The 24,081-nt window shown below is 60.4% G+C and carries 19 protein-coding genes; 13 read left to right on the top strand and 6 right to left on the bottom strand.

Features of this window, described 5'->3' with window-relative positions:
• The first annotated feature begins 59 nt into the window (after window positions 1-59).
• On the top strand, window positions 60-251 hold the full coding sequence (locus ACL2XQ_RS04925; protein ID WP_410016229.1) for a hypothetical protein: 192 nt from the start codon (window positions 60-62) through the stop codon (window positions 249-251).
• A 217-nt stretch (window positions 252-468) separates the two neighbouring features.
• The gene (gene ppnP / locus ACL2XQ_RS04930; RefSeq protein ID WP_410016228.1) at window positions 469-759 is read left to right on the top strand and encodes a pyrimidine/purine nucleoside phosphorylase; all 291 of its coding nucleotides are present in this window, start codon (window positions 469-471) and stop codon (window positions 757-759) included.
• Window positions 760-1,039: 280 nt separating this feature from the next.
• Here the strand turns inward: ppnP and rdgC are convergent, their stop codons facing one another.
• Together rdgC and ACL2XQ_RS04940 are read right to left on the bottom strand one after the other, a co-directional pair.
• Window positions 1,040-1,951, bottom strand: coding sequence for a recombination-associated protein RdgC (rdgC, locus tag ACL2XQ_RS04935; RefSeq protein ID WP_413722239.1), 912 nt, complete (start codon window positions 1,949-1,951; stop codon window positions 1,040-1,042).
• 113 nt (window positions 1,952-2,064) lie between these two features.
• Complete coding sequence (locus tag ACL2XQ_RS04940; protein WP_413727077.1) at window positions 2,065-2,955, bottom strand: LysR substrate-binding domain-containing protein; 891 nt, start codon at window positions 2,953-2,955, stop codon at window positions 2,065-2,067.
• 111 nt (window positions 2,956-3,066) lie between these two features.
• Here ACL2XQ_RS04940 and ACL2XQ_RS04945 point away from each other — a divergent pair, with 111 nt between their 5' ends.
• Window positions 3,067-4,149 (top strand): SDR family oxidoreductase, encoded by a 1,083-nt coding sequence (locus ACL2XQ_RS04945; RefSeq protein WP_413727076.1) that lies wholly within the window; start codon window positions 3,067-3,069, stop codon window positions 4,147-4,149.
• Here ACL2XQ_RS04945 and ACL2XQ_RS04950 read toward each other — a convergent pair.
• A complete protein-coding gene (locus ACL2XQ_RS04950; protein WP_413740108.1) occupies window positions 4,109-7,783 on the bottom strand; it encodes an AAA family ATPase in 3,675 nt (1,224 codons plus the stop codon). The genes ACL2XQ_RS04945 and ACL2XQ_RS04950 overlap by 41 nt on opposite strands.
• Entirely contained in the window at window positions 7,780-9,093 is a 1,314-nt protein-coding gene (gene sbcD / locus ACL2XQ_RS04955; protein ID WP_413722243.1) for an exonuclease subunit SbcD, read from the bottom strand. Before sbcD ends, ACL2XQ_RS04950 begins: the two co-directional genes overlap by 4 nt.
• Window positions 9,094-9,304: 211 nt before the next feature.
• Here sbcD and phoB point away from each other — a divergent pair, with 211 nt between their 5' ends.
• From phoB to proY, 6 genes are all read left to right on the top strand, one after another.
• Window positions 9,305-9,994, top strand: a complete 690-nt coding sequence (phoB, locus tag ACL2XQ_RS04960) for a phosphate response regulator transcription factor PhoB (RefSeq protein ID WP_162367673.1) — start codon at window positions 9,305-9,307, stop codon at window positions 9,992-9,994.
• A 24-nt stretch (window positions 9,995-10,018) separates the two neighbouring features.
• Window positions 10,019-11,356, top strand: a complete 1,338-nt coding sequence (gene phoR, locus ACL2XQ_RS04965; RefSeq protein ID WP_410016222.1) for a phosphate regulon sensor histidine kinase PhoR — start codon at window positions 10,019-10,021, stop codon at window positions 11,354-11,356.
• Complete coding sequence (locus tag ACL2XQ_RS04970; RefSeq protein ID WP_413722244.1) at window positions 11,353-12,291, top strand: PstS family phosphate ABC transporter substrate-binding protein; 939 nt, start codon at window positions 11,353-11,355, stop codon at window positions 12,289-12,291. The genes phoR and ACL2XQ_RS04970 overlap by 4 nt, the downstream gene beginning before the upstream one ends.
• 250 nt (window positions 12,292-12,541) lie before the next feature.
• A complete protein-coding gene (locus tag ACL2XQ_RS04975) occupies window positions 12,542-13,645 on the top strand; it encodes a cobalamin-independent methionine synthase II family protein (protein ID WP_413727075.1) in 1,104 nt (367 codons plus the stop codon).
• A gap of 431 nt (window positions 13,646-14,076) precedes the next feature.
• The gene (brnQ, locus tag ACL2XQ_RS04980) at window positions 14,077-15,396 is read left to right on the top strand and encodes a branched-chain amino acid transport system II carrier protein (protein WP_413722246.1); all 1,320 of its coding nucleotides are present in this window, start codon (window positions 14,077-14,079) and stop codon (window positions 15,394-15,396) included.
• Window positions 15,397-15,467: 71 nt separating this feature from the next.
• Window positions 15,468-16,847 carry a proline-specific permease ProY gene (proY, locus tag ACL2XQ_RS04985; RefSeq protein ID WP_413730866.1) on the top strand — a complete coding sequence of 460 codons (1,380 nt, stop codon included), beginning with the start codon at window positions 15,468-15,470 and terminating at the stop codon, window positions 16,845-16,847.
• A 1,190-nt stretch (window positions 16,848-18,037) separates the two neighbouring features.
• Here proY and ACL2XQ_RS04990 read toward each other — a convergent pair.
• Window positions 18,038-18,640: a peroxiredoxin C gene (locus tag ACL2XQ_RS04990; RefSeq protein ID WP_331122721.1), complete on the bottom strand. Its 603-nt coding sequence runs from the start codon at window positions 18,638-18,640 to the stop codon at window positions 18,038-18,040.
• Window positions 18,641-18,853: 213 nt separating this feature from the next.
• The gene (locus tag ACL2XQ_RS04995) at window positions 18,854-19,441 is read right to left on the bottom strand and encodes an ACP phosphodiesterase (RefSeq protein WP_413730865.1); all 588 of its coding nucleotides are present in this window, start codon (window positions 19,439-19,441) and stop codon (window positions 18,854-18,856) included.
• Window positions 19,442-19,545: 104 nt separating this feature from the next.
• On the opposite strand from ACL2XQ_RS04995, the gene queA reads away from it, so the two are divergent.
• The 4 genes from queA (at window position 19,546) to secD (ending at window position 24,073) form a co-directional block, all read left to right on the top strand.
• Window positions 19,546-20,619 (top strand): tRNA preQ1(34) S-adenosylmethionine ribosyltransferase-isomerase QueA, encoded by a 1,074-nt coding sequence (queA, locus tag ACL2XQ_RS05000; RefSeq protein WP_410016216.1) that lies wholly within the window; start codon window positions 19,546-19,548, stop codon window positions 20,617-20,619.
• A 97-nt stretch (window positions 20,620-20,716) separates the two neighbouring features.
• On the top strand, window positions 20,717-21,865 hold the full coding sequence (tgt, locus tag ACL2XQ_RS05005; protein ID WP_410016215.1) for a tRNA guanosine(34) transglycosylase Tgt: 1,149 nt from the start codon (window positions 20,717-20,719) through the stop codon (window positions 21,863-21,865).
• Window positions 21,866-22,198, top strand: coding sequence for a preprotein translocase subunit YajC (yajC, locus tag ACL2XQ_RS05010; protein WP_162367683.1), 333 nt, complete (start codon window positions 21,866-21,868; stop codon window positions 22,196-22,198).
• A 27-nt stretch (window positions 22,199-22,225) separates the two neighbouring features.
• Window positions 22,226-24,073, top strand: coding sequence for a protein translocase subunit SecD (gene secD / locus ACL2XQ_RS05015; RefSeq protein ID WP_410016214.1), 1,848 nt, complete (start codon window positions 22,226-22,228; stop codon window positions 24,071-24,073).
• Window positions 24,074-24,081: the final 8 nt, after the last annotated feature.

Consider the following 24,081-nt stretch of genomic DNA (forward strand, 5'->3'; position numbering starts at 1 on the left):
CGCAACCCCGGGGATTGACCTATACTTACCCGACCAAATCATAAAATAAGGAAGTGATTATGGCGAGTAAACCCCCTTATCCCCGCGAAGCCCATATCGTTAAAAAAGAGAAGGGGCCGCCGGGTAAAACCAAGACGGTGTTTGAGCTGCGGGCCGATCATCCCAAGCCCGACACGCTTATCAGCGAGCATGATTCCGAACACGAGGCGCTGGACGCGAAAGCGCGCTACCAGGGCGAAGACAAGACCTGAATTCCCTGCCAGCCGGATCGGAACACTGCTTCCCGGTCCGGCTAATTATCTTCCCCTAAGACGGTTATTTTCTTTTTTCTCGCCGGTGAATCCGCCGCGCTTATCCGCGGGTATTTTTTTGCACGCCGGCCGGCATTTCCCGGTAATAAGGCGTGACAAATCAACGATCGTGCTTTTACTATGAAGTACTGAAAATATTATCGAAAGGAATGGATCTATGCTGAATGTAAATGAGTATTTTGCCGGGAAGGTAAAGTCCATTGGTTTTGATTCCGCCAGCATCGGCCGCGCCAGCGTGGGGGTGATGGAAACCGGCGAATACACATTCACCACGGCACAGCCCGAGGAAATGACCGTCATTAACGGCGCGTTGCGGGCATTGTTACCGGGCTCCCACGATTGGCAGGTCTTTATGCCCGGCGAAAAATTCTTTGTTCCGGCGCAAAGTGAATTTATTGTCCAGGTGGCGGAAGCCAGCGCGTATTTATGTAAATATATGAGCAAATAATGGGGCAAAACCGCGGGCAGGCTATGGTTTGCCCCGCAATGCCGGCAAACCGGCGCATAAGTCGCCGGGCAGGGAGAACGGAAAGCATAACGCGTCATGGACTCATCCGCCGGTAGCGTAGTGGTCCTGGTCCAAGGCCACAGGCGTTGGACCGCACAATGGCGCGCACGGATGGGCGCCATCGCTGCGTGTCCGGGCGCGGCCCCGCTAAAAACAGCACGGCTTCACGGTGTTGTTACCCGTCTGATCCTGGCCTCGTCACTCCCGCCAGCAACCTTTTTCAGCGCTGGGCTTCGCCGCCCAGGGCAACGGTCAATTCTTCAATAAGCGTCGCCAGTTCGCCGGTCATCAGGATAAAATCCGCGTCAAAACGCTGGGCAAAATCCTCGCGATCGATATCGTCGTTCTGTTCGCGTAAGGTATCGGAAAACTTAAGGCGCTTGATTGTGGCGTCGTCGGCCAGGATAAACTGCACCCGTTCCCGCCAGTCCAGCGCCAGTTTGGTCACCACCTTGCCGGCCTCGATATGGGCGGCAATTTCGTCGCTGGCCAAATCCTGCTTTTTACAGCGAATGATGCCACCGTCCTCCAGCAGCGCCTTGAGTTCGGCCTCGTCCTGCACCAGGAATCCGGCCGGCGGTTCACCGCCGCGCACCCACTGCGTCAGGGTCAGCTCAATGGGGTTTTCCAGTGTCAGGGGCACCACCGGCAGCGAGCCGAGGGATTTACGCAACAGCGCCAGGGCATCCTCGGCTTTCTTGGCGCTGGCGGCGTCGACAATCACCAGGCCTTTGACGGTGTCCAGCCAGATGAACGTCTGGCTGAAGCGGCTGAACGCGCGCGGCATCAGGCTGAATAACACCTCATCCTTCAGCGCGTCTTTTTCCGTTTTGCGCAGCTTACGGCTTTGCTCGGTTTCCAGCTTATCGATCTTGCCGTTCAGCTCTTGCTTGACCACGGAAGACGGCAGGATTTTTTCTTCTTTGCGCACGCAAATCAATATCTGGTCATTAACGGCATGGGTTAACGCGTCGCTTTTGTCGCCCAGCGGAGATACCCAACCCGACTTGGCCATATCCTGGCTGCCGCAGGGGGTAAATGATGAGGCCGCCAACTGTTTTTCCATCTCTTGCGCCGACAGCGTAATATCGCGGTTCAGGCGGTAAATCATGATATTTTTAAACCAAAACATAAAGTGAGATCCCTGATCCGGCACGTCGGTAAGCGTGCGGGTTAATCAAACGCAGCGCGCATGATAGCGCATCCCGGCGCTAAAATCGGCAAAAATCAACCTGGCCGCGGCGTCTACAGAATGTCCGCCAGGGCGGCGGCAAGATACTCCACCCAGGCCCGGACCTTGCCGGGAATAAAGCGCGCGGCGGGATACACCGCATGTACCGCCATCGGCGGAAAATAATAGTCGGGCAATACGCGTACGAGGGTTTTGGCGGTTAACTGCCGGCGGATCAGCGGTAACTGGACGCCGCCTATCCCGAGTCCCGCTTCTATGGCCTGGATAAGCGTAAAGGTATTATTGGCCAGGAACACCGGCCGGACGGTCAACATCTCCGCGCCCCTGGGGCCCAGCAGGGTGAGTCCGGCGCCGTCGCCACGGCCGCTGTAGCGAATGTAAGGACGATCGGCTAATTCCGCCAGGGTTTGCGGCGCGCCCTGCCTGGCAAGATAGCCGGGCGCCGCGGCCAGGACGCGCTGCAGGGTGCCGAGCCTGCGCGCCACCGTGCCGGCGGTGCGCAGTTCCCCGAGACGTAGCGCGACATCAATTCCCTCGCTGATCACATCCGCCACCCGATCGTCCAGCAGCAGTTCGATAACGATATCCGGATGGCGCTGCTGAAAATCAAGCGCCAGCCGGGCGATATACTGCTGGCCGAGGCCCGTCGGCGCATGGATGCGCAAATGACCCTCCAGCCTCTGGTTCAGCCCCCGCAGCGTCTCTTCCGTTTCATTTACCGCCGCCAGGATCTGCCTGGCCTGCAGATAATAACGGCTGCCGCTTTCCGTCAGGGTGACGGAGCGGGTAGTGCGATAGAGCAATAATGTGCCCAGCAGTTTTTCCAGGGCGGCCACCTGCTGGCTTACGGCGGGCTGCGTCAGGCCCAGATCGCGCGCTGCCGCGGACAGGCTGCCCAGCTCGGCCACGCGCGCGAAGGTATGCATCGCGGTGAGTTTATCCATGGTGTTCCGTTTATTAGTTTTACTTATAACTGATAGTGGTTATGGTCCTATTATCACTTTTTTGCTTATCAATTATAGTGACGCATCGTCTTTTTTCAGCGGAGAAAACACATGCAAAATAATCGGATTGCCCTGGTGGTGGGCGCCAACGGCGTTATCGGCGGCCGGCTCGTCGCGGAACTGGAATCCCGGCGGTGGCAGGTTATCGGCCTGTCGCGCCGCGGCGGCCGCGACCGGCCCGGCGTCAGCTACCTGGCGGTGGATTTGCTGGACGCGCAGGCGACGGGCCGGGCGCTGCGCCCGCTGACCGGCATTACCCATATTTTCTACGCCGCCTACCAGGATGCGTCCGACTGGGCGGGACTGGTTGTTCCCAATATGATGATGCTGAAAAACGTCGTTGAGGCAATCGAGCCGGTTGCCGGGAAACTGGAGCATGTCAGCCTGATGCAGGGCTATAAAGTCTATGGCGCGCACCTGGGGCCGTTTAAGACACCGGCGCGGGAAACCGATGCGGGACATATGCCGCCGGAATTCAACGTGGCGCAACAAACCTGGCTGGAGCAACGCCAGCGCAATAAACGCTGGACCTGGTCCGCCATCCGGCCGGGGGTGGTGGGCGGTTTTTCCCTGGGCAATCCGATGAACCTGGCCATGAGCATTGCCGTCTATGCCTCCATCTGCAAGGCGCTGGGGTTGCCGCTGCGTTTTCCCGGCAAACCGGGCGCTTACCACGCGCTGATGGAAATGACCGATGCGGGGCTGCTGGCGAGGGCCACGCTCTGGGCCGCCACCGAGCCCCGTGCGGGCAACCAGGCGTTTAACATCAATAACGGCGATCTGTTCCGCTGGAGTGAGCTGTGGCCGAAAATTGCCGGCTATTTTGAATTGGATCTGGCGCCGCCATTGCCCATGCCGCTAAAGGAAGTCATGGCGGATAAAACGGAACTCTGGCGGGAATTAACCCGCCGGCACCGTTTATCCGCACCGGATTATCAGGCGGTGTCGGGCTGGCCGTTCGCCGATTTCGTGTTCTCCTGGGATTACGATATGTTTGCCGACGGCAGTAAGGCGCGCCGCTTCGGTTTTCATGATTTTGTCGACACCGAAGCGATGTTCTACGCCTTGTTCGATGAATTCCGCCGGCGCCGCGTTATTCCGGGCGCACCGCATAACGCGCCTCCAGCCTGCTGATGCCCAGACCGTTGATCTTTTTCACTTTGATTTGCACCGGGATGCGTTCCTTCATGGCGTCCACATGGCTGATGACGCCTATCATCTTGCCGGTGGCGTTAAGCGAATCGAGCGCATCCAGGGCAATATCCAGCGTTTGGGCGTCCAGCGTGCCGAAGCCCTCGTCGAGAAACAGCGAATCAATCTGGGTTTTGTGGCTGACCAGGTCCGACAGGGCCAGCGCCAGCGCCAGGCTCACCAGAAAGCTTTCGCCCCCGGAAAGGGTGCGGGTGTCGCGCACGGCATCCGCCTGCCAGGTATCCACCACTTCAAGCTCCAGCTCCGCCTCGGTTTTGCGCTGCAGCTGATAGCGGCCGTGCAGGCGGGACAACTGCTGGTTCGCCAGATAAATCAGGTGCTCAAGCGTCAGACCCTGGGCGAACTTACGGAACTTGTCGCCCTCTTTGGAGCCAATCAGCTCGTTGAGATAGCTCCAGTCGGCGTAGCGGCCTTCGCCCGCGCTGATTTCCGCCATCAGGCTCTGCTGATCGCGCTGGCGCTGGCGGTGGCTTGCCAGTTGCTGCTGTAGCTGGCCTTGCCGCCGCGCCAGCTCCCATAATAATGCCTTAATATCGGCCAACGTTCGCTCCACGGCGGCAGAGTCGGCAGCCTCGTCTAGGGTGGCGGGACGATCGTCATGGTGTTGCCGCAGCGCCAGCTCCGCCTGCTGCCACATCACCTCCGCGCGCTGCCGCTCTTCCTTTATTTTCTCGCGCAGCTCACGCAGCCGGTCCCGCTCCTGCCCGGGCAACAGGGCCGCCTGCAGCTCGGCCAGCCCGGCGTACGGGCTGTTTGCCAGCGCCTGCCGCAGCGCCGTCGCCGCCTGCTGCGCTTGTTGAGTCAGTTCCTCAAGCCGCCGCCGCTGCGAGCGGATTTCACCGGCCAGCAGATGCAGCTTTTCCTGCGCCTGCTGTACACTGAGTTCGGACTGCCGCCGGTCCCGCTCCACTTCCCCGGCCCGTGTGCTCAGTTGGGCGTTGAGCTGCGCCACGCTGTCATCGCCGGCCAGTTTGCGGCGTTCTTCACGCGCCAGGCGCAGCGCGTTGCCGGTTGTCTGCTGCCGCTGCGCGAGGTCGGCCAACTGTTGCGCCAGTTCGGCCTGGGCTTCCCGGTGGCCGCGCAGTTCGCCTTCCAGCGCGATAAGGTCGTTTTTCAGCGTCTGTTCGCGCTCTTGCTGGTACTGCCACTGCCGCCACTCCTCCTGGCGTTCGGCCAGCCAGGCGTCAACCGCGGAATCCGCCGGCAGGGTCAGTCCCAGTTGGGCGAGAGCCTCGCTGCTTTGCGCCGCCAGTTCGTCCATCCGTTGCTGTTGTTCCTGACGGCGCTGCTGCGTTTGCCGCAGACGTTGGGTCACCGCATCCTTCTGCTGGGCATTCAGCGCCAGACGGGCGTCGAGCCGTTGCCATTCGCCGTCGGCCTGGGCAAGGGCGTCGCGGGCCGCCTGCAGCCCCTGGTTGTCCTGTTCACGCGCCTCCAACTGCCGGGCCAATGCCTGCTCATGCGCGTCCTGCTCAGCCAGCCAGGCGGCGGCGTGTTCGCCGGGCGCCAGATCCAGCCCGGCGGCGGCCTGTCGCCAGGCGTCGTCCAGCAACGCCAGTTCCTCTTGCAGGCGTACCTGTTGCGCCGTCGCCTGGCGCTGCTCCTGCTGCAGCATCTCGAGACGGGTAAACGCCGCCACCACTTCGGCCTTGAGCCGCTCCACCTCCGGCAGCAGTTCCTGCCGCCGCCGATCGGTGTGTTGCGGCTGCAGGTCCTGGTATAGGGCGATGCCGGGATGCTCGGTGGCGCCGCATAGGGGGCAGGGATCCCCCGGTCGCAACGCTCCGCGCAGTTCCCCGAGCGAGACGATATGCATTTCCAGGCGATGGCGCGCGGTCATTTCGTCCAGCAGGGCGGACTTATCCGCCTCGGCGCGCCGCAGCGCCGCCAGCGCGGCGGTAATATCGTCGCAGTCGCGTCGCAGTTGATCTTCCCGCGTGCGGTTGGCCGCCAGATCGCGGCTTACACGCTCCATTTGCGGCAGCAGGGACGACATCAGGGCGCGCCGGCCGCGCTGCTGCTGGCTGTGCTGCCAGTCGGCGCGCAGCGCGGCCAACGGGAACCGGGATTCCTGCTCATCGTGCAGGCCCTGACGTTCCGCCAACTGCGCCGTGAAGGTCATTACCCGTTGCCGGCAGGCCTGCGACGCGCTGAGTTCCTTCTGGCGCGCAATATCGAGTTGTTCAAGTTCCTGCGTGATTTGCGCGCCTTGCCGGGCCAGTTCGTCGATGTCGCGCTGTTCGCGCCGGCGGCGGGCAAACAGCTCGCGCCAGAGGGGGAGCTGCCCGCCCCATTGCCGGCAGGCGGCATGCTCAAGCAGATAGCGGGCGACAAGCTGCGCCTGTTGCCCGGCCTCCTGATGTTGTTGTTGTTTCAGCGCCTGCAGCGCCTGTCGTTTCCGCTGCTGTTCCGTTTGGGCTAACCGCTGTTCCTCCTGTTGCGCGGCCTGTTGTTCCAGCCCGGCGATTTTCTGGTCCAGCGGCACGAGATGGTCGTTTATCAACTGCTGTTGCGCCAACTGATGCCGGGCGTGCTGCTCCCAGCGCCGCCGGGCGGTATCCGCCTGCTCCCGCAGCGGTTGTAGCGCCTGCTGACTTTGCAGCTCCAGCGCGCACGCGCGGGCGAGCTCCTGCTCAGCCCGTTCCAGGTCCACGGCGCTGCGTTGCCGATCGTCGAGCAGGGGGCGCAGGGATTCCGCCGGTTCGCCGCGCGCCAGTCGCGCCAGCGGCGCCTGTGCTTCCTGCGCCGCCGCCTGCGCGGCCTGGCGCTGGGCCTGCGCCTGCGCCAGGGCGCCGGTCAACTGGCGCTGCCGCTCCAGCCAGGCGTGATGCCGTTGCGACTGCGATTGTTCGGCGTTCAGCCGGGCCTGCTCCAGGCGCAGGCTATCCAGCTCGGCGTCAAGTTCCCGCAGTTGGGGTTCGCTCAATAGTTCGATGGCGGCGGCGCGCGTACGCAGTGCCTCCAGTTCCCCGCGCACCGTTTTATGGCGTTCGAAAATTTCAGCGGAAATGCGGCCGTAGATATCGGTGCCGGTCAGTTCCTCCAGCAGTTCGGCGCGATTTTTCGCATCGGCGTTTAAAAATGCGGCGAAATCCCCCTGCGCCAGCAGCACCGATTTGGTAAAACGCGCGAAATCCAGGCCGGTCAGTTCGGTGGTCAGGCGCAGCTTATCGCTGATTTTATCCGCCAGGATGGCGCCGTCGGCCAAACGCGCCAGTTCGACCCTGGCGTTTTGCAGTTTGCCCTGCGGGCTGTTTTTCGCCCGGCGCTGGCTCCAGAAGGCGCGATAGCCCACGCCCTTGACCGAAAACTCGACTTCCGCCAGCGATTCGGCGGTCAGCCGGGTCATCAATTCCTGGCCGGGCAACGCGTCCAGGCGGGGCGTGCGGTGATACAGCGCCAGGCAGATGGCGTCAAGAATAGTGGTCTTGCCGGCGCCGGTGGGACCGGTAATGGCAAACAGGCTGGCGCGGTCGAAGGGGTCGGCGGTAAAATCAATTTTCCACTCGCCCCTGAGCGCATTGATGTTTTTCAGCCGCAGCGTCAGGATTTTCACCGGGCGTCTCCTTTGGTTGCGGCATCCGGCGCCGGCGGGTTTTCCGCCGCGGCGCCTTGCTGTACGTCCGCCGTTACCTGGCGATAGAGCAAGCGTATGGCGTCCAGGTTCTCCGGCGCGGGGGAGGGGATCAGCGCCAGGCGCCGCTCAAACACGTCCCCGGCGCTCAGTTCGACCAGCGTTTCCCGTTGCCGGCGCGCCAGTGCCGACAGCCGCTGCTCGCGGTTACGGCGCAACAGCACGATTTCCACCGGCAAATCGGCCGCCAACTGCTGGATACGCTGCTGGATATCATTCAGCCAGGCGTCTGTCACCACCTCGATATCCAGCCAGACGGGCGTGGGCCCCGGGTAATCGCTAAACGAGCGCAACTGCGCCTCGATGTCCGCCAGGTCGCCTTTTATCAGGCGCAGGGCCTGGGTTTCCGGGATCAAAACCGGGGAAATGTCCGCCACGCCCCCGGCGTCGAAACTGACTATATTGATCTGCTTGGGCTGCCCGGTCTCATCAAAACTCAAGGCGATGGGCGAACCGCAATAGCGGATATGCTGCTGTCCGCCCACGCACTGCGGGCGGTGGATATGGCCGAGGGCGATATAATCCGCCGGAGGAAACAGCTGGGCGGGAAACGCGTCCAGGCTGCCGATATAAATATCGCGTACCGAATCGGTGGTGGCGGCGCCCACCGTGGTCAGGTGTCCGGTGGCGATAATCGGCAGCCGGCCGGGCAACCGGGCGCGCAGGGCCAGCGCCCGGTCATATAGCGCCTGGTAATGTGCGGCGATGGCGTCCATCAGCGCCCGCTGTTTATCATCCCCCGATTCTCCGGCGCGGCTGGTCAGCACATCCCGCGGGCGTAAAAAGGGGATGGCGCACAGTATCGCCCCCGGCTTTCCACTACGATCGTTAAGTACAAAAACCGGTTGCCCGCCGCTGTCTTCGCGGTCGCCGTCGGCGTTGTCGTCATCGTCCCGGGCGCCGAACCCGCCGCCGGCGATAACCCGGGTATGCATGCAGGCCAGCAGCGCCCGGGATTCGTTCAATGTCGCCACCGCGTCATGATTGCCCGCCAGTATGATCAGCTGGCAACCGGTCGGCTGCAACGCCACCACGAAACGGTTGAACAGTTCGCGGGCATAGCTGGGCGGGGTGCCGGTATCAAAGATATCGCCGGCCACGATCACCGCGTCGATATCCCGCTCTGCCACCTGCGCCACCAGCCATTGCAGGAAGGCGCGATGCTCCCGGGCGCGGTTTTTGGTGAAAAACGACTGACCCAGGTGCCAGTCAGAAGTGTGAATGATCCGCATGACGCTCCAGCCAGAGTGCAAAAGTCAGGGCGAGAGTATAAACCTTACCCCGGGCGATGCCGACGTAAAGCTGTTAATTTGGCAACCCGGGACGAAAAAAAACCGCCATCCGCTATGCTTCTGGCACGATGGGCTGATTTTAATAAATCTGTCATAAAAGTGACGCATAATGCCCGGGCACGTTAACCGCAGAGATTAATGGCAGGAAAAAATGGCAAAACGCATATTAGTCGTGGAAGACGAAGCGCCGATTCGTGAAATGGTGTGCTTCGTACTTGAACAGAATGGCTTCCAGCCCATCGAAGCCGAAGACTACGGCACGGCGGTCAGCCGTATGGCGGAGCCTTATCCGGATCTGGTATTGCTCGACTGGATGTTGCCAGGCGGTTCGGGAATACAATTTATCAAACATATGAAACGCGAGGTATTGACCCGCGATATTCCGGTCATGATGCTGACCGCGCGCGGCGAGGAGGAAGACCGGGTGCGGGGGCTGGAAGTGGGCGCCGATGATTATATCACCAAACCGTTCTCGCCCAAGGAGCTGCTGGCCAGGATCAAGGCGGTGATGCGCCGTATTTCGCCGATGGCGGTGGAAGATAAGATTGAACTGCAGGGCCTAAGCCTGGATCCGTCGTCGCACCGGGTAACCTCCAACGAACTGGCCCTGGAGATGGGACCGACCGAATTTAAACTGCTGCACTTTTTCATGACCCATCCCGAGCGGGTATATAGCCGGGAACAGTTGTTAAATCATGTCTGGGGCACTAATGTGTATGTTGAGGACCGGACGGTTGATGTGCATATTCGCCGCCTGCGCAAAGCGCTGGAAACCGGCGGTCACGATCGGATGGTGCAGACGGTCCGCGGCACCGGCTATCGTTTTTCCGCGCGCTATTAGCGCGGTATAAGGGGAGCTCTGCCGGTGCTGGAACGTTTATCCTGGCGTAAGATTTTGCTGGAACTGGGGCTGTTTTGCCTGCCGGCCCTGCTGTTGTCGCTTTTTGTCGGCCACCTGGCCTGGCTGTTGGTGGCGGCGCTGCTGGCCGCGCTGGTGCGCAACTATTATTACCAACTGCGGCTGTCCCGCTGGTTATGGGTCGATCTCCGGCATACGCCGCCGGAAGGGCGGGGAAGCTGGGAACCGCTGTTCTATGGCCTGCATCAGATGCAGTTGCGCCACCGGCGGCGGCGGCGTGAACTGGCGACATTGTTCAAACGCTTTCGCAGCGGCGCGGAAACCTTGCCTGATGCGCTGGTGATGTTGACCGACGACGGCCATATTTTCTGGTGCAACGGCCTGGCGCAGCAGCTGCTCGGGTTTCGCTGGCCGGAAGACAACGGCCAGCATATCCTTAACCTGCTGCGCTATCCTGAATTCAACAGCTATATCCAGGGCCAGTCGTTCGAGCGCCCCTTGACCCTGCTGCTCAATAAGCAACGTTACGTTGAATTCCGCGTGATGCCCTATACCGACGACCAGCTGTTAATGGTGGCCCGCGACGTGACCCAGATGCGCCAGCTGGAAGGCGCCAGGCGCAACTTTTTCGCCAATGCCAGCCATGAACTGCGTACGCCGCTGACGGTGTTGCAGGGATATCTGGAAATGATGAACGACCAGGATATGGATGAAGCCATGCGCGCCAAGGCCATCCACACTATGCAGGATCAGACGCAGCGCATGGAGCGCCTGGTCAAGCAGTTGCTGGTGTTATCCCGTATCGAGGCCGCGCCCCAGGGCGAGGTCAATGAACGCGTCGATATTCCGGCCATTCTCAAGCGCCTGCAGCAAAGCGCCGGGGCGCTCAGCCAGGAACGGCATGAGATCGTGTTCCGGGTTAATGAACAGTTGCTGGTGCGCGGCAATGAGGATCAGCTGCGCAGCGCGATGTCGAACCTGATATACAATGCGGTCATCCATACGCCGCCGGGCACCCGCATCGAGGTGTGCTGGCAGCGTACCGCTGAGGGCGCGCAGTTTCAGGTCAGCGATAACGGGCCGGGCATCGCCCCGGAGCATTTACCGCGCCTGACCGAGCGTTTTTACCGGGTTGACAAAGCCCGTTCGCGCCAGACCGGCGGCAGCGGCCTTGGGCTTGCCATCGTTAAGCACGCGCTCGGCAATCATGACGCCCATCTTGATGTTATCAGCGAGCCGGGCGCGGGTACCCGCTTCTTTTTTACCTTGCCCAACCGGTTGATTGTCCTCCCCGTCCTGGCCGAAAATAACCCCACTTCTCCTTCACGTGTCAAATCCCGATGATAAAAGCAGTAAAAACCCTGGGCTGGCTGCTCTGCCTGCTGTTGACCCTGCCGGCGGCGGCGCGGCCGCTGTCGGTGCTGTCGGGTAGCCTCACCAGCAGCGGTTCCGATACGCTGGCGAATATGATGGCCCTGTGGGCGGCGGATTTCAGGCATGACTATCCGGATGTCGGCGTGCAGATCCAGGCGGGCGGATCGGCGACGGCGGCGACGGCGCTGGCCGCGGGAACGGCGCAAATCGGGCCGATGAGCCGCATGATGAACGCGACTGAAATCGCCGCGTTCCAGCGCCATTACGGCTACCCGCCCCTGGCGGTGCCGGTGGCCTTGGATGCGCTGGTGATTATAGTCAACCAGGATAACCCCCTGCCCAGGTTGCGCCTGCGCCAGTTGGACGCCATTTTTTCCATCACCCGCAGCTGCGGCGACGCCCCTGCCGTCACCCGCTGGGGGGAGCTCGGCCTAACCGGGCGGTGGGCCGATATGGCCCTGCTGCGCTATGGCCGCAATTCCGCCTCCGGTACCTATGGCTTTTTCCGCCAGCGCGTGCTGTGCGGCGGTGACCTGCTGGCATCGGTCAATGAACTGCCCGGGTCGGCTTCGGTGGCGCAGGCGGTAAGCGCGTCGCGCAACGCCATTGGTTACGCCGGCATGGGGTTTCATACCGCCGGCGTGCGGATCCTGCCGTTAACCGACGAGGCCGGCCGCCAGGTGACGCCGGACGAGTCGGCCTTGCTTAACGGCGACTATCCGCTGGTGCGCTATCTCTATATTTATCTGAATAAGCCCCCTGATACCCCATTGGCGCCGGTCACCGCCGCCTTTATGGACCGTATTTTGTCGCCCCAGGGCCAAAGCCTCGCCCGCCAGGGCGGCTACCAGCCCTTGCCTGAACCCATAAGGCTACAGGCGCGCCGGGATATCGGGCTGCAATGAGGTGTGTCGGCAGGGTGGGCCGTCGCCCGCGGGTGATCATGAATAATGTTCAACACGGGTGAATTTTCTTCGCCATGGCGATGCGCCGCCGCGTGCTAGTATGGATGCGGGCATTATAGACGTCCGGATGTCTATATGTCACCGACGGAAACTATTGCCCACCGGGAATGTTTACATCCTGAACTATTCACTAAATCTTATTATCTTGCGGGCCTTGTCCAGGCCGGCAAAATAACGCCGGAGTTCAAACATGCAAAGAAATACGCCTCCCTTTCGCGCTGATGTGGTGGGCAGCTTATTACGCCCCGAGGCGATTAAGCAGGCCCGCAAGCAGTTGCAGCAAGGGGCCATTACTCCCGCGCAGCTGCGTGCCGTCGAGGATACCGAGATCCGCCGGGTGGTGGAACTGCAGCGCGGTCTGGGGCTGCAGGTGGTCACCGACGGCGAGTTTCGCCGCGCCTGGTGGCATTTCGATTTTTTTGAGGGGCTGGACGGGGTGGAAGGCTACGACGTCGACCAGGGTATCCAGTTTTCCGGGGTGCAGACCAAGGCGCGCAGCATTAAGGTCACCGGCAAGGTGGCGTTCCGCCAGCATCCGATGCTGGCGGATTTCCGCTATCTGCGCAGCGTGGCCGGCGATGCGGTGGCTAAAATGACCATACCCAGCCCGAGCGTGATGCATTTTCGCGGCGGGCGCGGTGCCATCGACGCCGGCGTCTACCCTGATCTGGCGGCGTATTTCGCCGATCTTGCCCAGGCCTGGCATGACGCTATCCGCGCCTTTTACGATGCCGGCTGCCGTTACCTGCAGCTTGACGATACCGTGTGGGCCTATCTGTGCTCGACGGACCAGCAGCGCCAGATCCGCGAGCGCGGCGAGGATCCGCGGCAATTGGCGCGCATTTATGCGGATGTGCTCAATCAAGCGCTGGCGGGCAAACCGGACGATCTGGTGGTTAGCCTGCATGTTTGCCGCGGCAATTTCCGCTCCACCTGGATTTCCGAGGGCGGTTATGAGCCGGTGGCGCCTATCCTGTTCGGCGAGGTCAAGGTCGACGCCTTTTTCCTGGAATATGACACCGAGCGCGCCGGCGGTTTTGAACCGCTGCGGTTTATCAAACCCGGCCGCCAGCAGGCGGTGCTGGGCCTTATCACCTCCAAAACCGGTGAATTGGAAGATCCTGAGGCGGTGCTGGCGCGCTTGCGCGAGGCCACCCGTTATATCAGCCTGGACCAGCTGTGCCTGAGCCCGCAGTGCGGCTTCGCCTCGACGGAAGAAGGCAATAGCCTGACCGAAGCCCAGCAATGGGACAAACTGCGGCTAGTGCTGGATGTTGCGGGCCGCGCCTGGTAACGCCAGCGCCCGGCTATCCCGCCCGCGGCAAAATACCGCGGGCGGGCATGGTCGCCGCGGGTTAAGGGGCGGCCCGGGGGTGCCACCGGTATCCATGCCTTTCTGTTATAGTTAAAAGCGCGTCCCTTCAACTATCTTGTAGCAGAAATTACCCAGGCTATGAAAGTATTCACTGCTTTTAGGGTATTTTTTTGGCTTATCATTCTGCTTTTATCTTCAACTATTGCCTTACCGCGCTTTAAACGTTTAAATTGCGCCGGTTATTGCATGCTTCACGCCGTTTTGCACCCTTTTAGCGCTCCGGTCCCGGCAAACAGGCCATTACGCCATGGCCCGCGAGATATCCCGCTGCTGTTGGTGATGTCATAACCGGCATGAGTCGTCATAGGTTTTACTTATTTTTCGCATCCAGACAGGCATTACATTATTCCATGAGCCAGCGTTTAAGCATCAGAGATATCCTTGCCCTGGGTTTTATGACCTTCGCCTTGTTTGTCGGCGCGGGCAATATCATTTTCCCGCCGATGGTGGGATTGCAGTCGGGCCCTTATGTCTGGTGGGCCGCGGCGGGGTTCCTGATTAGCGCGGTTGGGCTGCCGGTACTGACGGTGATTGCCCTGGCCCGGGTGGGGGGCGGCATTGACGCCCTCAGTTCCCCCATCGGCAGAAAAGCGGGACTGCTGCTGGCCGTGGTATGTTATCTGGCGGTGGGGCCGCTGTTCGCCACGCCGCGCACCGCGACGGTATCCTTCGCCGTGGGGCTGGCGCCGTTTACCGGCCAGGGGGATCTGCCGCTGTTTCTTTACAGCCTGGTCTATTTTGCGCTGGTCATCGCCATCTCGCTCTATCCCGGCCGCTTATTGGATACGGTCGGGCACATCCTGGCGCCGCTGAAAATGATTGCCCTGGCGGTCCTGGGCATCGCCGCGCTGCTGTGGCCGGCGGGCAATCCCATTCCGGCGACCGACGCTTATGCCCATATGCCGTTCTCCAACGGTTTTGTCAACGGCTACCTGACCATGGATACCCTGGGCGCCATGGTATTCGGCATCGTGATTGTCAATGCGGCCCGCTCGCGCGGCGTGAACGACGCCGCGCTGCTGACCCGCTACACCATACTGGCCGGGCTGATAGCCGGCGTCGGGCTGACGGCGGTCTATATCACGCTGTTTAAACTGGGTTCGGGCAGCAGCGTGCTGCTGCCGTCGGCGCAAAACGGCGCCGAAATCCTGCACGCCTACGTCCAGTATACCTTTGGCAATGCGGGCAGCGGCTTTCTCGCCATCCTGATTTTCGTCGCCTGCATGGTGACGGCGGTGGGGCTGACCTGCGCCTGCGCCGAGTTTTTCAGCGAACATCTGCCGCTCTCCTACCGCACGCTGGTGTTTATACTCGGTCTGTTTTCCATGCTGGTGTCCAACCTTGGGCTGAGCCATCTGATCCAATTCTCCATTCCGGTGCTGACCGCGATTTATCCGCCGTGCATCGTGCTTATCCTGCTCAGCTTCACGCTGCGCTGGTGGCGCAGCAGCACCCGGATTATCGCGCCGGCGATGCTGATAAGCCTGGTCTTCGGCTGCGTCGATGCCGTCAAGCTCTCGTCATTCCAGGTCTGGCTGCCCGCGTGGATACAGCACCTGCCGCTGTCGGCCCAAGGCCTGGCCTGGCTGCCGCCCACGCTTACCATCGGTATCCTGGTTGCGTTCTATGATAAATACGCCGCGCATCATAAGGCCACCGTCCGGTTATAACCTTTGCGCGCATTATTCACCGCGGGTCGTCCCGCGGCTATTTTTGACTGAAAAAACAGGGTAAATGGGTCATGCAACAACAACCCTCCGCATTAAAACGGGGTCTTACCACCCGCCATATCCGATTTATGGCCTTAGGTTCCGCCATCGGCACCGGGCTGTTTTACGGCTCCGCCGACGCCATTAAAATGGCCGGCCCCAGCGTACTGCTGGCGTATATGATTGGCGGCGTGGTGGCGTATATCATCATGCGCGCACTTGGCGAAATGTCGGTACACAGTCCCCATGCCGGGTCCTTCTCCCGTTACGCCCAGGATAACCTTGGCGGGCTTGCCGGCTATATTACCGGCTGGACCTACTGCTTTGAAATCCTCATCGTCGCCATCGCCGACGTCACCGCCTTCGGCATCTATATGGGCGTCTGGTTTCCGTCGGTGCCGCACTGGGTCTGGGTGCTGAGCGTGGTACTGATAATCGGCGCCATCAACCTGCTCAATGTCAAGGCCTTCGGCGAAATGGAATTCTGGTTCTCGTTCTTCAAGGTGGCCACCATCATCCTGATGATCGTGGCCGGGTTCGCCATCATTATCTGGGGGCTGGGCAACGGCGGACAGCCCACCGGTATCCACAATCTCTGGTCCAACGGCGGTTTTTTCAGCCATGGGATAATGGGCATGATCCTGTCGCTGCAAATGGTGATGTTCGCTTATGGCGGCATTGAAATTATCGGCATCACGGCGGGCGAAGCCAATGAACCGGAAAAATCGATCCCTAAGGCAATCAACTCCGTGCCCTGGCGCATCCTGGTCTTTTATGTCGGCACGCTGTTCGTCATCATGTCCATCTATCCCTGGGACCAGGTGGGCACCGAAGGCAGCCCCTTTGTGCTCACTTTCCAGAAGCTGGGGATCCATACCGCCGCCGGCATTCTGAATTTTGTGGTGCTGACCGCCTCGCTGTCGGCCATTAACAGCGACGTATTCGGCGTCGGGCGCATGCTGCACGGCATGGCCGGCCAGGGACACGCGCCCAAGATGTTCGCCCGCGTATCGCGTAACGGCATCCCCTGGGTCACGGTGCTGGTGATGATGTTCGCGCTGCTGCTGGCGGTTTACCTGAATTACATCATGCCGGAAAATATTTTCCTGGTGATCGCGTCGCTGGCCACCTTTGCCACCGTCTGGGTGTGGATCATGATCCTATGCTCGCAAATCGGCTTTCGGCGCAGACTCGGCCCACAGCAGGCCAAGGCGCTGGCATTCCCCCTGCCGGGCGGCGCGCTGACCTCGGCGGCGGGTGTATTGTTCCTGCTGTTTATCATCGGCTTGATCGGCTATTTCCCGGTGACGCGTATTTCGTTATATGTCGGCGGGATCTGGATTGTGCTGCTGCTTGCCAGCTACGCCCTGATGCAACGCCATAAAAACCGCCGCCTGGCAACCGCCCGCTAGGCCCGCCCACACCGATCTCAACGCAGACGTGTTCAAGGGAGACCGTGCCAATGGTGTCGAATCGGGCGTGGTATTCCCGCCCGACCGAGCGCCCCATGGCATGGTATGCCCGCCAACACCGAGCTCAACGCAGGCGTGTTCAAGGGAGAGCGTGCCAATGGGGTCGAATCGGGCGCGGTGTTCCCGCCCGACCGAGCGCCCCATGGCACGGTATGCCCGCCAACACCGCGCTCAAAGCAGACGTGTTAAGGGAGACCGTGCCAATGGTGTCGAATCGGGCGTGGTATTCCCGCCCGACCGAGCGCCCCATGGCGCGGTATGCCCGCCAACACCGAGCTTAAAGCAGGCGTGTTCAAGGGAGAGCGTGCCAATGGGGTCGAATCGGGCGTGGTGTTCCCGCCCGACCGAGCGCCCCATGGCGCGGTATGCCCGCCCACACCGAGCTTAAAGCAGGCGTGTTCAAGGGAGACCGCGCCAATGGGGTCGAATCGGGCGTGGTGTTCCCGCCCGACCGAGCGCCCCATGGCGCGGTATGCCCGCCAACACCGTTCCTAAAGCAGACGTGTTCAAGGTAGACCGTGCCAATGGGGTCGAATCGGGCGTGTTATTCCGCCCGACCGAGCGCCCCATGGCACGGTATGCCCGCCAACACCGCGCTCAAAGCAGACGTGTTAAGGGAGACCGCGCCAATGGGGTCGAATCGGGCGTGGTATTCCCGCCCGACCGAGCGCCCCATGGCACGGTATGCCCGCCAACACCGCGCTCAAAGCAGACGTGTTAAGGGAGACCGTGCCAATGGGGTCGAATCGGGCGTGGTATTCCCGCCCGACCGAGCGCTCATGGCATGGTATGCCCGCCAACACCGAGCTCAACGCAGACGTGTTCAAGGGAGACCGTGCCAATGGGGTCGAATCGGGCGTGTTATTCCGCCCGACCGAGCGCCCCATGGCACGGTATGCCCGCCAATACCGATCTCAACGCAGACGTGTTAAGGGAGACCGTGCCAATGGGGTCGAATCGGACGTGGTATTCCCGCCCGACCGAGCGCCCCATGGCGCGGTATGCCCGCCAACACCGAACCCAAAGCAGAGCGTGCCGATACATCAATTGTATTCAGGCATAAAAAAACCGCCGGTTATCCGACGGTATTTATCGCTCGCGCACTTTAAGCGCGCAAAATCAACAGACTATTACAAACGGCTGGCGTTTTCCGACAGATACTTCGCCACGCCTTCCGGCGACGCGCCCATACCTTCCTGGCCTTTTTCCCATTGGGCCGGGCACACTTCGCCATGTTCCTCATGGAACTGCAACGCGTCAACCATACGCATCATTTCATCAATGTTACGGCCAAGCGGCAAATCGTTGACCACCTGATGACGCACCACGCCCTCTTTATCGATCAGGAACGAACCGCGCAACGCAACGCCGGCTTCCGGATGTTCGATACCATAGGCCCGGATGATTTCATGCTTAACGTCGGCCACCATCGGATACTGCACTTCGCCGATGCCGCCTTCGTTCACCGGGGTTTTACGCCAGGCGTTATGAACGAACTCGGAGTCAAAGGACACGCCGATGATTTCCACGCCGCGTTTCTGGAATTCAGCATAACGCTTGTCAAAAGCGATCAGCTCGGACGGACACACGAACGTAAAATCCATCGGCCAAAAGAAGATAACGGCGGGTTTGCCTTTGATATGGCTTTTCAGATTGAAATTTTCAACGATTTCACCGCTGCCCAATACAGCTGCGGCGGTAAAGTCTGGGGCTTGACGGGTTACCAGTACCATGAGTACTCCTGTAAAAAGCGGTTAAGTGAGTTGCTAACAAAAGAAACAAAACGAGGGCCAGTATAAGGTCTCGCGCCCGGGTGTAAAAGGCCATGGCGCCAATCGGTGAGATAGCTTTGACCAATTGAAGCGCTTATAATTCAACATTTATAATACAAAATAACCCCTTCCGGTGAAAGGGCAAAATCGCTAACGATGAAGCACAAACGAAACTTACAAACTCCCGGCTCCCCGGCCCGCCATTTGCATTAAATCCGGATATAAACGCCAGAAGCAGGCTTCCAGCGCCGTGTAATGCAGTTCGATTTCAGGAAAGATGCCGCTTAGCGCCACAAGCCTGGGGCGACGGCTGGCCATACCGTTAAAGACCGGCGCCAGAAAACCCAGCTCGGCATAACGCTCCAGCCAGCGCTCGCGCCACAAATAGTCATTCAGCGCTTGAAAGGACTCCGGCGTCCCCGGCAGGGCGGGCTTTATTTCACCTTCAACCCGCTGCACGAAACGCCGCAGCGACACTTCAGGCTCGACCCGCCGCCAATGACGCGCCAGGAAATGATCCCACACCACATCCAGCGCAATCGGCGCCACCCGCCGGTAATCGGCGCTGAACAATGCCTTGGCGGCCTTCACTTCGGGATGGCTATCGGTAATGACATCAATCCTGCGATGCATACGAATGCCAGCCGCCACAGGCTCCGGAAACTGGCCGTCGGGATTGCCGCGGACAAAGTCCGCCATCAGGTTGCCCAGTAATGAGCTTTGCGCCAGGGAGGCGAGATGAAGATGGGCAAGAAAATTCATGCCATGAGTATAGGTTAAAAAAGGTTGGCATCCGCTTATTTCTTGCAGGCGCCGCCGCATAGCCCTAGACTAAGCCGCCTGTTTTTTGCGTAAAGTGAACCGAAATGCGAGTGGCCGATTTCTCATTTGATCTTCCTGAAAACCTGATTGCCCATTATCCCCAGCCGGAGCGCAGCGCCTGCCGCCTGCTCTCCCTCGACGGACCGACGGGCGGGATAAGCCATGGCGTATTTACCGATCTGCTGGATAAGCTGCGCCCCGGCGATTTGCTGGTATTCAACAATACGCGGGTGATTCCGGCGCGGCTGTTCGGCCGCAAGGCCAGCGGCGGCAAGATCGAAGTGCTGGTGGAACGGGTGCTGGACGAACACCGCGTACTGGCCCATGTGCGCGCCTCCAAGGCGCCCAAGCCCGGAAGCGCGCTGCTGCTGGGCGACGATGAGAGCATCAGCGCCACCATGGTGGCCCGCCACGATACCCTGTTCGAGCTGCGTTTCAACGAAGAACGGGACGTCTTGACGCTGTTGAACGATGCCGGGCATATCCCCCTGCCGCCCTACATCGACCGCCCGGACGAAGCCGCCGATCGCGAGCTGTACCAGACGGTCTACAGCGCACGTCCCGGCGCGGTGGCGGCGCCCACCGCCGGCCTGCATTTCGATGCGCCCCTGCTGGACGCGCTGCGCGGCAAAGGCGTCGAAATGGCATTTGTCACGCTCCATATCGGTGCCGGCACCTTCCAGCCGGTGCGCGTCGCCCAGCTTGAAGAACACGTCATGCACACTGAATACGCCGAAGTGCCGCAGCAGGTGGTGGACGCGGTACTGGCCTGCAAAGCGCGCGGCAACCGGGTGGTGGCGGTGGGCACCACCTCGGTGCGATCGCTGGAAAGCGCCGCCAGGGCCGCCGGCGATGGACCCCTGGCGCCATTTTTCGGCGACACCGATATCTTTATTTACCCCGGTTACCGCTTTCGCGTTATCGACGTGCTGGTAACCAATTTTCATTTACCTGAGTCAACCCTGATTATGTTGGTATCCGCTTTCGCCGGTTACCGGCATACTATGGCGGCTTACCAGGCGGCGGTTAACGAACGCTACCGTTTCTTCAGCTATGGCGACGCCATGTTCATCACCGCCAATCCCCGGGCGGCGCAGGAAAGCATCGGGGAAGCATAACCGGCCGGGCGGGGCTATCCGCCGGGCTTTTTTTTGCCGGGACAATAGGGTGCCGGCAATGACCGCATCGGACTGTTTATCCGGTGCCGGAGGACGAGTGAAGTATCAATTAATCAACACTGACGGCCTGGCGCGCCGCGGGCGCCTGACATTCGAGCGCGGCACGGTGGAAACCCCGGCGTTCATGCCCGTGGGCACCTACGGCACGGTAAAAGGCATGACGCCTGAGGAAGTGGCCGAAACCGGCGCGCAGATCCTGCTGGGCAATACCTTTCATCTCTGGCTGCGGCCGGGGCAGGAAATTATGAAACTGCACGGCGACCTGCATGATTTTATGCAGTGGCACGGCCCGATCCTAACCGATTCCGGCGGCTTCCAGGTCTTCAGCCTGGGGGATATCCGCAAGATTACCGAAGAGGGCGTGCATTTTCGCAATCCGATTAACGGCGACGCGATTTTCCTGAGTCCGGAAAAATCGATGGAGATCCAATACGATCTCGGCTCCGATATCGTCATGATCTTCGATGAATGCACGCCTTTCCCGGCCGAGCACGACTACGCGAAAAAATCGATGGAAATGTCGCTGCGCTGGGCGGCCCGCTCGCGCGAGCGTTTTGATCAACTGCAAAACAAAAATGCGCTGTTCGGCATAATCCAGGGCGGTATTTACGAAGATTTACGAGATGTATCGGTAAAAAGACTGGTAGAGATAGGCTTTGATGGTTACGCTGTGGGCGGCCTGGCTGTGGGCGAGCCGAAAGCGGACATGCATCGCATCCTGGAGCACGTCTGCCCGCAGCTCCCGGCGGATAAACCGCGTTACCTGATGGGCGTGGGCAAACCGGAGGATCTGGTGGAAGGGGTGCGGCGCGGTATCGACATGTTCGATTGCGTCATGCCTACCCGCAACGCGCGCAACGGCCACTTATTCGTCACCGGCGGCGTGGTGAAGATCCGCAACGCCAGCCATAAAAGCGATACATCGGTCCTGGATGAGCATTGTGATTGCTACACCTGTCGCAATTATAGCCGCGCGTACTTGCATCATCTCGACCGTTGCAACGAAATACTGGGTGCCCGTCTGAACACCATCCACAACCTGCGGTATTATCAGCGTCTGATGGCAGGTTTACGCCAGGCCATCGATGAGAGTAAATTAGGGCGTTTCGTGGAAGAATTTTATGGTCGGAGGGGGTTACCCGTTCCGCCGTTAGCCGTTGAGTTATATAACAATGAGGGAATTTAAATGAGCTTTTTCAGTTCTGACGCCGCCGGCGCAGCCACCGGCCCGTCCCAGGGAAGTCCTTACTCTCTGGTGATCATGCTGGTGGTGTTTGGTTTGATTTTCTATTTTATGATCCTGCGTCCGCAGCAAAAACGCGCCAAAGATCATAAAAAGCTGATGGATTCCATCGGCAAGGGTGATGAAGTGCTGACCACCGGCGGCCTGGTCGGACGCGTGACCAAAGTCGCGGACACGGGCTATATCGCCATCGCGCTCAACGATACCAACGAAGTGGTCATCAAACGTGATTTCGTGGCCGCCGTTCTGCCGAAAGGTACGATGAAAGCGCTGTAATTAACGATTTTCCCGAAGGGAACTGCCGTGTTAAACCGTTATCCTTTATGGAAGTACATCATGCTGATCCTGGCGCTGGTCGTCGGGCTGCTGTATGCGCTTCCAAACCTATATGGTGAGGATCCGGCCGTACAAATCACTGGCGCGCGCGGTGCCGCCGCCAGTGAGACGACGCTGGTCCAGATCCAGAATGTGTTAAAAGAACAAAATATCACCAGCAAGTCTATTGCGTTGGAAAATGGCGCCATCCTGGCGCGCTTCAGCAATCCGGACGTGCAGTTGCGCGCCCGCGAGGCGTTGTTAAACGCGCTTGGCGAAAATTATATCGTTGCGCTTAACCTGGCCCCGGCCACCCCGCCGTGGTTATCGGTGCTGGGCGCCGAACCGATGAAACTGGGCCTGGATCTGCGTGGCGGCGTCCATTTCCTGATGGAAGTGGATATGGATACTGCCCTGGGCAAACTCCAGGAGCAGACCATGGATACCCTGCGCACCGATTTGCGTGAAAAAGGGATCCCCTACGCCACCGTGCGTAAAACCGACAACAATGGCACCGAAGTGGGCTTTCGCGACGCGGCGGCCCGCGACCAGGCGGTTTCCTACCTGACCCCGCGCCATCGCGATCTGGTGTTCAGCAGCGTCGGCGACACCGGCCTGCGCGCCGTCATGGCGGATACCCGCCTGCGCGAGGCGCGGGAATACGCGGTACAGCAGAACATCACCATCCTGCGTAACCGCGTCAACCAGCTCGGCGTGGCCGAACCGCTGGTGCAGCGCCAGGGCGCCGACCGTATCGTGGTTGAACTGCCGGGCATCCAGGACACCGCGCGCGCCAAGGAAATCCTCGGCGCCACCGCCACCCTGGAGTTCCGCCTGGTCAATAGCACGGTAGACCGCACCGCGGCCGCCAGCGGCCGGGTACCGGGGGATTCCGAAGTGAAATCCACCCGTGACGGCCAGCCGGTCGTCCTCTACAAACGCGTTATCCTCACCGGCGATCATATTACCGACTCCACCTCCAGCGCCGATGAATATAACCGCCCGCAGGTCAATATCTCGCTGGACAGCACCGGCGGCACCAATATGTCCAACTTCACCAAGGACAATATCGGCAAGCCGATGGCGACGCTGTTCGTGGAATATAAGGACAGTGGTAAAAAAGACGCCAACGGCCGCTCGATCCTGGTGAAACAGGAAGAGGTTATCAACGTCGCGACCATCCAGTCGCGCCTGGGCAACAGCTTCCGCATTACCGGCATCGATAATCCGAATGAAGCGCGCCAGCTCTCGCTGCTGCTGCGCGCCGGGGCTTTGATTGCGCCGATCCAGATTGTCGAGGAGCGTACCATCGGTCCGACCCTCGGCATGCAGAATATTACCCAGGGGCTGCAAGCCTGCCTGTGGGGACTGGTGGCGTCCATTGTCTTTATGGTGGTGTGGTATCGTAAATTCGGCCTGATTGCCACCACCGCGCTGGTGGCCAACCTGGTGATGATCGTGGGCATCATGTCCCTGCTGCCGGGGGCGACGCTGACCATGCCGGGTATCGCCGGGATCGTGCTGACGCTTGCGGTGGCGGTGGATGCCAACGTGCTGATCAACGAGCGCATCAAGGAAGAGCTGAAAAACGGACGATCGGTCCAGCAGGCAATCCATGAAGGCTATCGCGGCGCATTCTCCAGCATCGTTGACGCCAACGTCACCACGCTGATTACCGCCATTATCCTGTATGCGGTCGGCACCGGCTCTATCAAGGGCTTTGCCATTACCACAGCGATTGGGGTTGCCACCTCGATGTTTACGGCGATTGTCGGCACGCGTGCCATCGTTAACCTGCTTTACGGCGGTAAACGCATCAACAAGCTGTCAATTTAGGAGTGGGC

The sequence above is a fragment of the Sodalis sp. RH14 genome (genome assembly GCF_047324285.1).
Taxonomy (GTDB): domain Bacteria; phylum Pseudomonadota; class Gammaproteobacteria; order Enterobacterales; family Enterobacteriaceae; genus Acerihabitans.

Coding starts and splice junctions, on each gene's coding strand:
- ACL2XQ_RS04925 (WP_410016229.1), top strand. CDS start 60: ATGGCGAGTAAACCCCCTTATCCCCGCGAAGCCCATATCGTTAAAAAA.
- ppnP (WP_410016228.1), top strand. CDS start 469: ATGCTGAATGTAAATGAGTATTTTGCCGGGAAGGTAAAGTCCATTGGT.
- rdgC (WP_413722239.1), bottom strand. CDS start 1,951: ATGTTTTGGTTTAAAAATATCATGATTTACCGCCTGAACCGCGATATT.
- ACL2XQ_RS04940 (WP_413727077.1), bottom strand. CDS start 2,955: ATGGATAAACTCACCGCGATGCATACCTTCGCGCGCGTGGCCGAGCTG.
- ACL2XQ_RS04945 (WP_413727076.1), top strand. CDS start 3,067: ATGCAAAATAATCGGATTGCCCTGGTGGTGGGCGCCAACGGCGTTATC.
- sbcD (WP_413722243.1), bottom strand. CDS start 9,093: ATGCGGATCATTCACACTTCTGACTGGCACCTGGGTCAGTCGTTTTTC.
- phoB (WP_162367673.1), top strand. CDS start 9,305: ATGGCAAAACGCATATTAGTCGTGGAAGACGAAGCGCCGATTCGTGAA.
- ACL2XQ_RS04970 (WP_413722244.1), top strand. CDS start 11,353: ATGATAAAAGCAGTAAAAACCCTGGGCTGGCTGCTCTGCCTGCTGTTG.
- ACL2XQ_RS04975 (WP_413727075.1), top strand. CDS start 12,542: ATGCAAAGAAATACGCCTCCCTTTCGCGCTGATGTGGTGGGCAGCTTA.
- brnQ (WP_413722246.1), top strand. CDS start 14,077: ATGAGCCAGCGTTTAAGCATCAGAGATATCCTTGCCCTGGGTTTTATG.
- proY (WP_413730866.1), top strand. CDS start 15,468: ATGCAACAACAACCCTCCGCATTAAAACGGGGTCTTACCACCCGCCAT.
- ACL2XQ_RS04990 (WP_331122721.1), bottom strand. CDS start 18,640: ATGGTACTGGTAACCCGTCAAGCCCCAGACTTTACCGCCGCAGCTGTA.
- ACL2XQ_RS04995 (WP_413730865.1), bottom strand. CDS start 19,441: ATGAATTTTCTTGCCCATCTTCATCTCGCCTCCCTGGCGCAAAGCTCA.
- queA (WP_410016216.1), top strand. CDS start 19,546: ATGCGAGTGGCCGATTTCTCATTTGATCTTCCTGAAAACCTGATTGCC.
- yajC (WP_162367683.1), top strand. CDS start 21,866: ATGAGCTTTTTCAGTTCTGACGCCGCCGGCGCAGCCACCGGCCCGTCC.